Here is a 12,308-nt window from a genome sequence, read left to right as displayed (position 1 = left end):
TAAATACATTGACTAATAACATTAAATACCGAGATTAATAGTTGTCTGTTATTTGAATTAAATTTATGCAGAATAAACGCTAACCCCGTTGTAATCAATGCGCACCAAGCTGCGCTGAAATTAAGTGGTAAGGATCTTGTAGGAATGTAGATGATGCCTGTTTACCTAGGTGTGATAATAACTTTTGCATATCTCTAGTGGTGGCGAGCTTGCCGAACTGAGCCATGAAACAGAATAAAATCTGTGCAACACCCTCTCGATATGGAATTTTAAGCTGGTATGTTTCTCATCTGCTTTAAGTCTTGCTAAAGCCCCTTTGAATAAGATATTTTGGAATATTAGCGATGCTAAAACATTAAGTTGTGGCTGAATTTGGATACATTAGAGGTTTGTTAATCAATGAAAACTGGTTAATTGATTAAGTTTGGTATTTGTGCGGCATTTTTATTCGCCATCAGGAATATGCCAAACTCTGACCAAGTTAGCCTCTCAACAATAATTAGAATGATAATATGTTAAACACTTTAACTTTAGAATTAACCACACCTCATGCAACCCTTGGTGAAATTTTTGATGTGAAAATCGACCAAAAGCCATTGCTGGATTGGTTTGTAGAATACGAGAAGCAATTCTCATCTAGTATCAACGGTGCGTACATACCTGCATTAAATGTAAAGTCAATTGAGAAAAATTTAACCGCTAACGGCAATTATTTTATTCCTCTGGCGTGCCCTTGCGGTGAATGGGAGTGCTGGTATGTTACCGGGCAGGTGATGTTGGTTGATGATTATGTATGTTGGGGGAATTGGTGTAACCCATATCGAAACGATCGTAGTCAAAAAGAACAAGGTCTGTATTGGAGTTACAAAGACTTTCCAGCCTTAACCTTTAGCCGGGTGCAATATCAGCAAGCCATTAAAAATGCGTTGGGGCTGCTCAGTCAGTCACCTTAGACTGTATTAAGGGGGGCTATGCTTGGCCTACTTTTTATAATGTCGCCATAATATTTGTTGGTACCAAATTGCCGTTGAGCCACTGTGTTTTTTTAGCTCCATCCAAATTTTAGCAAAGTCTGTATCGGCCTTTTCGTTTCGCTCGCTTGGCAAAGTATTTAAGTAGTAATCTAGGTTTTCCTTGACCTTGGCAACCACACAATGTTGTGAACTTAAAAATAGAACAGGAAATGTCTCTAGTTTCCAGTCCCAGTAACCTAGAGTGGCGACATGTTGATATTGTGAACCGTCAACAGCATAAAACAATTTAAAATGCTCTCTATGTGTATCTAGTTCATTTACTTCACACCAATTGATGTAACCAAAATTTTGACCGTCGTCTTGGATCACTTCGTTAAGTTGGTAAGAAAAACTTTGCGCCTTTGGGATAATGAATTGCCATTGCACATTTCCAATAAAAAAATCTTGTTGTGACTTAAAGCAAAAATATGCCCATGCTTTAGCCGGCTGCTTTTGGGTATCAAAATTTAAGTATTGATTAAACGCAGTATTAGTAGATTCTACTGCATGTGCTATGGCTTCAGGATCATCTGTGGTGAGTTGAAAAGGAAAACACTGTTTACCTGTATCCCATTCACCCACAATGGCGGCCTCAATTTGCTTAGATTGGTCGTTAGCACAATATGTGAGTTTCAAATGTGGTTGCTCTGCATCCACTTCAGCCTCATGCCAACTGTGCCAGCCAAACTTTACATCATCACTCATTTAAAATACTTTGCCATGGATAGATGTATACCCTTAATTACCGATAAATAATGCAGGCTCAATTAACCCTATGCGACCGGTACGATAACTACCGAGATCAAGAAAACTTCGATTGGTTATAGTGCGATATTCTTCAATAATTGAGTGGCCATGAAACACATGATGGATATTCTTGACAGCCTGTATGCTTTTTTCACGCTCACCAGACGAATATGCTTGTTGGCGTTGCCAAAACATATCGCTGATGACCGGATCACTTTCTAAGTCTTTAGGTGCGTTAAGCAGCCTCTGTTTAATTTTCTGCCAATCACATTGTTCAGGCAAGTCAGCGTGAACTAAGCCAAAGTATTGGCCATCTGACATTTCCACTTCAATAGCAACAGGTAAAGCAACAACAGCTTCATAGTAACTAACCAATTGTTGTTGCGTAAGATGCTGCGCCCATTGGCCACCTGCATAATGCCAGTTAAGACGATCTTCTTCACTGCCCGACTCAGCGGCGTATATCAGCATTCGCTCGTGGTTACCTTGAATGGCATTAAACCAAGGGTAAGCTAACCATTTTAGTACTTGAGCAGAACCATCACCTCGGTCAATCAAGTCGCCTAAGCTAAAAAGTCTATCTTCACTCGGCTCAAAATTAACCTCACTAAGTTGACGCTCAAGCAGGCTAAAGTGCCCATGAATATCAGCACAAACAAAATCGCGCCCTTTGCTATTTTGACTAAATGATTGAAAATTCATGAGCGTTTTCTTAGTACTAGAAAAAGCAATGGACGCACAGACGAATATACACTTTGCTTTTTCAGTAGAAATTTCATTGTCTGTGGCCCTTTTTATTTTGCTAGTGCGTATTAAGGCTAATTATTATGAGGTTTAAAGTCTAAAATTTCGTTTACCCGACAGGTATAACTCTCTGCTTTTTCGCCCAATAACTCTCGAGTGTAGGTGTAACTAACTGAATATTTACCAGGTGACTTGCTAAATTGCGACATCTGATATTGGCTTACATTGCACCAAATATACTGCTTATCAAAAGGATCGGCTTTTTCGCCTAATGTATGTAACCTAACATCGCGCTTTGTTTCTCCTTCATAAACAAAAACAGTGCCGTCATAATACTCAAAGTCGTATTCAGAATTAGATAACACCAATGCAACAGCAGCAATACCAATAATTATCCATGCATAAAAAGTTCCCATATCAATTGTCCTTTACTCTAAAACGATAAAAATCATTAGGGTTAACTTCTCTTTTAATGGCTCTTGCAGAGCGGTAAACACATTGATAATTTTTAATTCTTTGATCAGAAAAAGATATTGAAAGCTCATCTCGTTGAAACTGCTTTGTTAAGATAAGATCAATTTGGGAGTCTGACTCATTGTCATCACATTGGTTTTTTGTAAATTCAAAAGTCATCTCAACCGGAATTATTTTATCTAATTCAATGAAGGACTTTGATAGTTCAACGGTTATCTCGTCACCATTCCAATTAAAGGTCTCATCATATTTATTAAAATCAAAATCTTTTGGCACAAAATCTAAATAACCGTCACACATGCCAAAATAATCATTAGAGTCAGCTATGCATTCTTCTATTGGATAATAGTTGTAAGTATTTGTTTTAGATAAATCAAACGTTTTCCAGTTGTCTTCGGTATATATGCTTTGGGGTAATGCGTCTTTGAGTTGCCCATAGTTGTACCAAGCTTGAATTGGAATATAAATAACAACAATGATAAAACCCAAACCAAAGATAATAAGCGTCACTGTATTCATGAAGCTCTTTATTGCATTAAACACTTATTGTTCCCTACTCTGATTTTAACTAATCGATAAATTAAAATACTTCATAAATATAATCAATAGCTTATGTGATATTCAATTTTTCAGTGGGGAGAGAGCTTGGGTTAAGGTATTTTTGAAAATATCACGAAATTCTTTACCGGTGCCCACATTACCCTCTACTTATGGTTTCTATTGAAATCTGTTGTGGATCTGTTTTTTGCTGACTTAACTTAAAAGATACCTTGCAGGCTAAATCTGAATAAATTTTTTGAATATCGCGCTTGGCCTTTTGATGAAACATTAAATGTCCACCGCTATCGCCTATTTCCCTTATTTGTATATCCAAAGGTAGTTGCGCTAACATTTCGGTTTGATATTTACTTGCAATGCGCTTGCCACCATCATCACCAAAAATATGTTCTTTATGGCCGCACTTGGTGCAAGTGTGGTAACTCATATTTTCCACTATGCCTAGCACCTCAATTTCCACTTTGTTAAACATAGCTATGCCTTTGATGGCATCGACAAGGGCTAAATCTTGTGGAGTAGTGACTATTAAAGCCGCTGTCACTGGCAGGTTTTGCGCTAAGGTTAATTGAATGTCGCCAGTGCCTGGAGGCATATCCACTATCAAGTAATCTAATTCTTGCCAAAGGGTCTCATTGTACAATTGTTGAAATGCGCGACTGGCCATAGGCCCTCGCCATATAGTTGCCGCATCTGCATCCACCAAGTATCCAATAGACATGCTTTGTATTTCATTGACCACTATGGGGTTCATATTTTTATTGTCTGGGGATTGTGGTTGTGCGTTTTTAGTGCCCAATAATGTAGGTAAAGACGGGCCATAAATATCTGCATCAAGAATGCCTACTTTGGCACCTTCTAACTGTAATGCTTCGGCTAAATTAAGTGCGGTTGTTGACTTACCTACTCCGCCTTTACCCGATGCCACAGCTATCACATTTTTCACTTTTTTAGGATCTTGGCCTTTTATTGATGGTAAGGCATAACTCAAATTGAACTCGAGTTGCTGCTCTTTTGCAAAATCTTCTAATTGCTGTCTAAACTTGCCCTGCTCACCTAACAAACTATTACAAACAAAAGGTAAACTAAGGTGAAGCTGATTGTTTTCGACCTGAATATATTTTGCACTTTGCTGAACATTCTGAAAAAAGCTGGGAAGTATACTGCGTAATAAAGCACTTAATTTTGCTTGAATATCTGTCATCTTAACTCTTACTTGCAAGACCAAAAACCTATGTTGATCTTACCTCAATTCGTGGTCTATTTTGTTTTTAACCCAGAATAAATTAGCCTGTTTTCTGATATCTACACTAAGCAAGGTAAATAAACATTTTTAATGATTCAATTAATTTAGCTTTAGCAGAGCTAAAAAGTAAAAACCCGCCATAAGGCGGGTTTTTTATAAGTTAACGGTAACGCAAAAAATTAAATTAACCTAGCTTCTCTTTAATACGTGCAGAACGACCAGAGCGTTCACGCAAGTAGTAAAGTTTAGCACGACGAACAGCACCACGACGTTTCACTTCAATAGAACTGATTGCCGGGCTATGTGTTTGGAATATACGCTCAACACCTTCGCCGTTAGAAATCTTACGAACTGTAAAAGCAGAGTGTAGGCCACGGTTACGTTTAGCGATTACTACGCCTTCGTAGGCCTGAAGACGTTCTTTTTCGCCTTCTTTAACGCGTACTTGCACAACAACTGTGTCACCAGCACCGAATGCTGGAACGTCAGTTTTTAGCTGCGCTTCTTCAATTTTCTTGATGATATCTTGATTGACTTTTCTCATCATATCCTCTCATTCTAGATTAACTGTCTTTTTGAGTATTCTCATGCTGCAACAAACTTTGCTGATATTCATCTAACAAGTTTTGCTGCTCCTCAGTCAGAGCTAGATCGTTTAATAATTCAGGGCGTCGTTGCCAGGTTCTACCTAACGACTGTTGTAACCGCCACTGCCTGATTTTTTCGTGATCACCACTTAACAACACCTTAGGAACCAGCTCGCCGTCCAAGTTTTCTGGGCGTGTATAGTGCGGACAATCTAACAAGCCATGACTAAAAGAGTCTTGCTCAGCAGATTGTGTATGCCCTAACACACCGGGTACAAATCTTGACACTGCATCCATTAAGATCATCGCAGGAAGTTCGCCACCACTTAACACGTAATCACCAATCGACCATTCCTCGTCAACCTGTGTTTGTATTACCCGTTCGTCGATACCCTCGTAACGACCAGCAACTAGGATCAAACTTTCATTTTCAGAAAGCTGCTTCACCCCTGCTTGATCTAGCTTTTTCCCTTGGGGAGAAAGGTAAATCACTTTTGTTTTTCTTCCGGCAGCTTGTTTAGCTGCCAGAATAGCGTCTGTTAATGGCTGAACCATCATCAGCATACCAGGGCCACCACCGTAAGGTCGGTCATCGACTGTACGATGTTTGTCGTGCGTAAAGTCTCGTGGATTAAAACACTCAACTTGCAATAAGCCATTTTTAACGGCTCGTCCTACTACGCCCTGTTGGGTGAAGGTCTGAAACATTTCTGGAAACAGACTCACAACACCAAACCAACGATTTTTACCCTGTTTAGGTTCTTGCATTAAAATGCAGGATCCCAATCCACTGTGATCGTTTTTGCCTGCCGGTCTATTTGCTTCACTACTTGGTCAAGCAAATAAGGAACCATGCGTTCTTTTTGACCAAAAGCGTCATTGAGGTTGGCTTTGACTAACATTACGTCATTAGCGCCGGTTTCAAATAACTCTTTTATGACACCCAAGTTGTAACCTTTATCAGTTATCACTTGCATGCCGACTAACTCACGCCAATAAACATCGTTGTCTGCTAGTTCAGGTAGCAATTCTGCTTTTATAGAAATTTCGAGATTTTTAATGCGCTCTGCATCGTCTCTAGTTTCTACCCCAACTAACTTGGCAACCAAACCTTTATTGTGGGTTCGCCATTGGTCTACGACATACTCATTGCCTTCTTGCACTTGACCCAAAAGCCAAGGAGTGTAGGCAAACACGCCGTTTAAATCATGGGTATAAGAGGTGATTTTGACCCAACCTTTAACACCATAAGGTGCGCCGATTTTGCCAATCACTAATGTGTCAGACGTCAGACTCATTGTTTTATACCTTTATACTTTTTAACATCTGCAATTAAGCAGCTGCTTTTTGTGCATCTTTTACCAAGCGTGCAACACGGTCAGATAAGCCTGCGCCTACCCCAACCCAATGCTCAACACGGTCTAGATCTAAGCGTAAACGCTCTTCTTGACCTTGTGCAGTTGGATTGAAAAAACCAATGTTTTCAATAAAACGGCCATCGCGTGAACGACGACTGTCTGCAACCACTACTTGATAAAATGGACGCTTTTTAGCGCCACCACGCTGTAAACGAATAGTAACCATATATGCCTCAAACTCGTTGTAGCGTTAACGTTAACTTAATGTACCTCTAAATCTAACAAGAATTAGCTAGATAAAAGGCCGCGGTATTGTACGGATTTGACACACTTATGCAAGTTTAATTAACTATACAGTCAAGTTAATTCATTTTTATTTTGAAATCTGGCATAAGAGTGGAGTGAGGGGTGTGTTATTTAACTTCTTTGCTTGTTTGGATTTTAATTAAGGCTTGGGGGTAATTTTGTGCAACCATCACTGTCCAATCGGGTGATTTTATCCCTTGAGTTAAAGTGGCGACCCGATCATAACCCTCTGCGGTTTTTGGGATAATAATGGCAAACAGCTTTTCGGCAAAATTCGACTCAACATTGGCCAGCACTGTCACCTCATGTAAGTCTTCAAACTTTAATTGCACATCATCACAAAAAGAAAAATCATGAACAACAGTTTGCAAACGCCTAACCTGATTTACAAAATCATTATCTGCAGCCATTCTGATAATGTCTAAACCATCTATGAGCCCTAGATACTTTACATAGACATGATCTTCTTCCACAGCTACCTTATAGCTCATTATGCAAACCGACCTTTTTTATTTGTTTTTAAAGTTTTAGCACAGTACCTCTTAAACTGACAGGCTAGATAAGTACTTAAAACTTTAATTAACTACTTAATATTTTTAACGGTAAAGACAAGGCACCATTATCAGATTGCCCTAACAGCCAAATAATGGCACTCAAACCACCTAAGGTAAGCACATACCATAAAATGGACACCCATTGCGCATAACGATTTAACGGCAGTAATTCACTTAGGTGGCGGCGTTTGTATTCAAAAAATATTTCAACACTACCAATAGCCAGTAAAAATCCTAACAAAGCTAAACCAAAGTGATAACTCACATAAACCCCTAAGGCTGCGCCTAATATACAAGCAACCAGACCCACTTTAGAATTTATTGAAAAAGCGATACTTTTTAATATATGACCACCATCTAAAGGCAACACTGGCAACATATTAAATAAATTCAGCAAAGCGTTAAAAACGGCTAAACCAGCGAGAATTTCAATATCGGTAAGCCAATAGCCCACTAAACACACTACAGACAATATCAAGCCAAAAAATGGCCCCATAATTGAAATCACAACATCTTGCCAACGAGTATTAATTTTATCGTCGCTAAGCGCTAAGCCGCCTACAAAGGGGATAAGGTAAATACCTTTAGTTTTTAAGCCAAAGTACTTCATCGCTTTAATGTGACCATATTCATGGAAGACCAGGCAAAGTATTAGGGCAATGGCAAACTCAATAGAAAACAACCAGCTATAAGCCGCTAAGCTTCCTGCGGCAAATAACACTTTAATCACTTTGGCACTTTTAAACAGTTTTAAGCCTAATCCTGCCATACCAATGAAACTAAATTTTAACCCTTGTTTAGGCCCCAGGATCACTTGCCTTTGTTCAATATCTTTTTCCACTAGGGTATTTTGTTCTAGCACTTCATCATTTATGAATAACTCATACTGCAGCTGAAAAGGTTGCCATTGTAGCCTCCCCTTAAGCTCTACCCGCAATTCTCCCTGCTCGCTCTGAATATTAAATTGATGGGAAAAATGTTCAGTATCCGCACTAGCATTTATTTGCGAAACGCAGTCACCCCCCCAAAACAGCTGTTGCCAACCAGCCATAGAGCCTTCTAATCTCAGTGTTTTGCCTAAACAGGCTATTGCTAATAATTGCACTTAATACTCTCTGTAAATAAAACCTAGGGGATAATTCAAATAGAAACTTAGGTTAAACCTAACCTACAAAAAAAGGTCTTAGAATAAACTAAGACCTTTTTAATAATTTGGTGCGGATGGAGAGACTCGAACTCTCACGGCCTAAGCCACAGCCCCCTCAAGGCTGCGTGTCTACCAATTCCACCACATCCGCTAAAGAGGAAGTTTTAGTTAGGTACGTCTTCTGCTTTTGGCTCGTCTACTGCAGGTACGTCTGATTCAGCTTGCACTGCTTGTTGAGAAACTGGCACATCTGAGTCTACCGCTTCAACTACTGGTACTTCTAGGTTTTGCCACTCATCAACCGCTTTTTCTTTGTCGGCAGTTTGATTACCTAAAATCAAGCTAATGACAAAAAACAAAGTCGCTAGAATGGCGGTAGTTCTGGTTAAAAAGTTGCCAGAGCCGGTTGAACCAAATACTGTATTAGATCCACCACTACCAAAAGATGCGCCCATATCGGCACCTTTACCCTGTTGAATAAGTACAAAACCAATCAACATTACCGCAACAATTAAATAAACAACTATTAATACTTCGTAAAACATGTGTAGCCTCTACTGATTTGCCGCTTGGCAAATGCTTAAAAAATCGTCCGAATTTAAACTGGCACCGCCAATTAATCCACCATCTACGTCTGCCTGAGAAAACAATTCCTCGGCGTTATTTGCTTTAACACTACCGCCATACAAAATACTTACATTGGCAGCAATATTGGGATCTTGTTTTGCGAGGTGAGCACGAATAAATGCATGTACCTCTTGCGCTTGCTCTGGGCTTGCGGTTTTGCCTGTACCAATAGCCCATATAGGCTCGTAAGCCAAGACTAATTTGGCAAAGTTGGTAATGCCTACTGCTGTAAGTACTGCATCTAACTGTTCAGCTAAAAAACTAAACAAGTTACCATTATCACGTACTTCTTCTGGCTCACCCACACATAATATTGGGGTTAAACCCGCGTTTAAAACCTGTGCTACTTTACTCGCCACTACTTGGTTAGATTCGTCATTGTCGGTTCTTCTTTCAGAATGCCCCACAATCACATATTGGCAATTTAATTCGGCTAGCATGGCTACAGACACTTCACCTGTATGTGCGCCTGCATCAAACTGACTAACATTTTGCGCACCTAAACACATATCCTTATCAAACAAAGCTAAGTACGGAAAAGGTGGACAAATGACCACATCCATATTGTTTAACTCTGCTTGTTTAATCTGAGTTTGCATGTGCTTAACCAGATTAAGATCGCCGTTCATTTTCCAATTCCCTGCGACTAGCTTCCTACGTTTATTTATTTGCACAATTTGCTCCATGTAGCGCCAATAAAAAAGCGCGCGAGATATTAACCAACCCCACCACATTATACAAGTAGTGGTAGGGAATATTAGTGGTAAGATTAATTATTTGGTCACTTTACGCACAGCTTCAGCTATATGCTCAGCCCAGTTTTTTGATTCTTGCTCTTCATTGGCCTCAACCATGACACGAATTAATGGTTCGGTGCCACTCTTACGTAACAATACCCGGCCTCTATCTTCGAGAGCAGTCTCAGCTTCAATTACCGCTTTTTTTACTGCTGGATTTTCTAATAGCGCAGTACCAGAGGTAAAACGCACATTAATTAAGGTTTGCGGGTATTTGATCATGCCTCGACTTAACTCATTTAAGGTTAAGTCAGCATTTAACATAGCCGCTAATACTTGTAGGCCGGCAACTATGCCATCTCCAGTAGATGCGGCATTAAGATTAAGCACATGGCCAGACCCCTCTCCACCAATAGACCAGCCTTTTTTCTTAAGCAATTCCATCACATAACGGTCTCCAACTTTACTGCGAACAAAAGGCACACCTAAGGTACCTAGTGCCACTTCTAAGCCAAGATTACTCATCACTGTGCCTACTACTCCACCTTTTAACACACCATTTTTAAGCGCATCTCTGGCAATAATATACACAATTTGGTCACCATCAATCACATTGCCTTTGTGGTCAACTAGCATGATTCGGTCGCCATCACCGTCTAAGGCAAAACCAAGATCTGCTTTATTGGCAAGCACACTTTCAGTTACGGCTTTCATTGATGTTGCGCCAACTTTTTGATTGATATTTAAACCGTTAGGCTCAGTTCCAATTTCAATCACTTCTGCACCTAACTCGCTCAAAACATTTGGCGCAATGTGGTATGTAGCTCCATGGGCACAATCAACAACTATCTTTAAGCCAGTTAAAGATAGAGAAGACGGAAAATTGCCTTTACAAAATTCTATATAACGCCCAGCAGCATCACCAATGCGTACCGCTTTACCCAATTTATCTGAGGCTACACATTCCATAGGTTTGTCTAGTTGAGCTTCAATGGCTGTTTCGATGTCATCATCTAACTTCATGCCATCAGCAGAAAAGAACTTAATACCATTGTCGTAATAAGGGTTATGTGAAGCACTGATCACTATGCCGGCTTCTGAACGAAAGGTTTTTGTTAAATAGGCAATGGCTGGAGTTGGCATTGGGCCTAGTAAACCAATATTGATCCCCGCTGCTGATAGGCCGGCTTCAAGTGCGGATTCCAACATATAGCCAGAAATTCGGGTGTCTTTACCTATCAACACTTTATTGGTGCCTTGACCAGCCAAGACTTTTCCAGCTGCCCAGCCTAACTTCATCACAAACTCTGGGTTAATTAAGTTTTCACCCACTTTTCCGCGAATACCATCGGTTCCAAAATACTTTCTTTCGCTCATTTATTATTATTCCTGCAAGCTTTAACTTTATTCACTACTTTAACAGCATCTAAGCTCTCTTTCACATCATGTACACGAATTATTTGTGCACCCTTTTGCGCTGCAATTGTGGCCACCGCAATATTACCAGCTAAACGTTGATCTACTTCTCTGTTTAACAGTTTACCCAACATAGACTTTCGAGACATGCCGGCCAAAATGGGGACTTGTAGAGCATGAAATTTGTCTAACTCAGCTAATAATGCGTAATTATGTTCTAAAGATTTACCAAAGCCAAAGCCAGGATCAACAATAATCTGATCTTTATTAATTCCAGCTTGGGTACATTCTTTTATGCGTTGTTGCAAAAACTCAAACACCTCTTGCACCACATTGGCATAAACTGGATTGTGTTGCATCACTCTAGGCTGACCTTGCATGTGCATAATACACACTGGCACTTGGCATTGTACTGCTTGGGCTAAGGCTCCAGGCTCTTGTAACGCGCGCACGTCATTGATTAATCTTGCACCTGCTGCAACCGCCTCTTTCATCACTATGGCTTTGCTGGTATCTATTGAGACAATGGTATCAAAACGCTCACTGATCCCTTCAATTATCGGGATCACCCTGTCTAGTTCTTGCTGCACTGGCACTTCTTTTGCCCCAGGGCGAGTTGACTCTCCCCCTACGTCTATAATGTTGGCCCCTTCAGATAACATTAAGTTGGCGTGATCCAGTGCTTGGTTTAATTGGTTAAAGGTACCACCATCTGAAAAAGAATCTGGAGTAACATTTAAAATGCCCATTATCTTGGGGGTGTTTAAATCTAAATTAACCTGACCAAACTGCATACC

Annotated in this window: 16 protein-coding genes and 1 tRNA gene; 1 reads left to right on the top strand and 16 read right to left on the bottom strand. The window is 40.0% G+C overall.

All coding sequences use genetic code 11. The annotated features are described in order from the left end of the window. Positions 1–512 precede the first annotated feature (512 nt). A complete protein-coding gene (locus ACVCDT_RS08390; protein WP_447132314.1) occupies positions 513–953 on the top strand; it encodes a hypothetical protein in 441 nt (146 codons plus the stop codon). A gap of 27 nt (positions 954–980) precedes the next feature. On the opposite strand, the gene ACVCDT_RS08385 is transcribed toward ACVCDT_RS08390, so the two are convergent. The 16 genes from ACVCDT_RS08385 to folP all read right to left on the bottom strand — a co-directional run bounded on the left by ACVCDT_RS08385 (position 981) and on the right by folP (position 12,305). Continuing rightward, positions 981–1,718 (bottom strand): hypothetical protein, encoded by a 738-nt coding sequence (locus ACVCDT_RS08385; protein ID WP_447132313.1) that lies wholly within the window; start codon positions 1,716–1,718, stop codon positions 981–983. 33 nt (positions 1,719–1,751) lie between these two features. Beyond that, positions 1,752–2,462, bottom strand: a complete 711-nt coding sequence (locus ACVCDT_RS08380; protein WP_447132312.1) for a metallophosphoesterase — start codon at positions 2,460–2,462, stop codon at positions 1,752–1,754. A gap of 116 nt (positions 2,463–2,578) precedes the next feature. Continuing rightward, positions 2,579–2,920 carry a hypothetical protein gene (locus tag ACVCDT_RS08375; protein WP_447132311.1) on the bottom strand — a complete coding sequence of 114 codons (342 nt, stop codon included), beginning with the start codon at positions 2,918–2,920 and terminating at the stop codon, positions 2,579–2,581. A 1-nt stretch (position 2,921) separates the two neighbouring features. Further along, complete coding sequence (locus tag ACVCDT_RS08370) at positions 2,922–3,497, bottom strand: hypothetical protein (RefSeq protein WP_447132310.1); 576 nt, start codon at positions 3,495–3,497, stop codon at positions 2,922–2,924. 178 nt (positions 3,498–3,675) lie between these two features. Continuing rightward, on the bottom strand, positions 3,676–4,737 hold the full coding sequence (gene apbC / locus ACVCDT_RS08365) for an iron-sulfur cluster carrier protein ApbC (protein WP_447132309.1): 1,062 nt from the start codon (positions 4,735–4,737) through the stop codon (positions 3,676–3,678). 226 nt (positions 4,738–4,963) lie between these two features. Next, positions 4,964–5,323 carry a 50S ribosomal protein L19 gene (gene rplS, locus ACVCDT_RS08360; RefSeq protein WP_235310684.1) on the bottom strand — a complete coding sequence of 120 codons (360 nt, stop codon included), beginning with the start codon at positions 5,321–5,323 and terminating at the stop codon, positions 4,964–4,966. Between the two features lie 19 nt (positions 5,324–5,342). Then, entirely contained in the window at positions 5,343–6,134 is a 792-nt protein-coding gene (gene trmD, locus ACVCDT_RS08355; protein ID WP_447132308.1) for a tRNA (guanosine(37)-N1)-methyltransferase TrmD, read from the bottom strand. After that, complete coding sequence (gene rimM / locus ACVCDT_RS08350) at positions 6,134–6,664, bottom strand: ribosome maturation factor RimM (RefSeq protein ID WP_447132307.1); 531 nt, start codon at positions 6,662–6,664, stop codon at positions 6,134–6,136. Before rimM ends, trmD begins: the two co-directional genes overlap by 1 nt. Before the next feature lie 34 nt (positions 6,665–6,698). Next, positions 6,699–6,950 (bottom strand): 30S ribosomal protein S16, encoded by a 252-nt coding sequence (rpsP, locus tag ACVCDT_RS08345; protein WP_447132306.1) that lies wholly within the window; start codon positions 6,948–6,950, stop codon positions 6,699–6,701. Between the two features lie 187 nt (positions 6,951–7,137). Continuing rightward, on the bottom strand, positions 7,138–7,521 hold the full coding sequence (locus tag ACVCDT_RS08340) for a hypothetical protein (protein WP_447132305.1): 384 nt from the start codon (positions 7,519–7,521) through the stop codon (positions 7,138–7,140). An 88-nt stretch (positions 7,522–7,609) separates the two neighbouring features. Further along, positions 7,610–8,689 (bottom strand): metalloprotease, encoded by a 1,080-nt coding sequence (locus ACVCDT_RS08335; RefSeq protein ID WP_447132304.1) that lies wholly within the window; start codon positions 8,687–8,689, stop codon positions 7,610–7,612. Positions 8,690–8,797: 108 nt separating this feature from the next. Continuing rightward, positions 8,798–8,882: transfer RNA gene (locus ACVCDT_RS08330), tRNA-Leu, on the bottom strand. 13 nt (positions 8,883–8,895) lie between these two features. After that, a complete protein-coding gene (gene secG, locus ACVCDT_RS08325) occupies positions 8,896–9,276 on the bottom strand; it encodes a preprotein translocase subunit SecG (RefSeq protein ID WP_447132303.1) in 381 nt (126 codons plus the stop codon). A gap of 9 nt (positions 9,277–9,285) precedes the next feature. Then, positions 9,286–10,032, bottom strand: coding sequence for a triose-phosphate isomerase (gene tpiA, locus ACVCDT_RS08320; protein ID WP_447132302.1), 747 nt, complete (start codon positions 10,030–10,032; stop codon positions 9,286–9,288). 99 nt (positions 10,033–10,131) lie between these two features. Then, on the bottom strand, positions 10,132–11,472 hold the full coding sequence (glmM, locus tag ACVCDT_RS08315; protein ID WP_447132301.1) for a phosphoglucosamine mutase: 1,341 nt from the start codon (positions 11,470–11,472) through the stop codon (positions 10,132–10,134). Next, positions 11,469–12,305 carry a dihydropteroate synthase gene (gene folP, locus ACVCDT_RS08310; protein ID WP_447132300.1) on the bottom strand — a complete coding sequence of 279 codons (837 nt, stop codon included), beginning with the start codon at positions 12,303–12,305 and terminating at the stop codon, positions 11,469–11,471. Before folP ends, glmM begins: the two co-directional genes overlap by 4 nt. Positions 12,306–12,308 lie beyond the last annotated feature (3 nt).

Source organism: Paraglaciecola aestuariivivens (genome assembly GCF_052983255.1).
The sequence above is the reverse complement of the archived record's forward strand: the minus strand, read 5'-3'. Positions and strand labels throughout refer to the sequence as shown.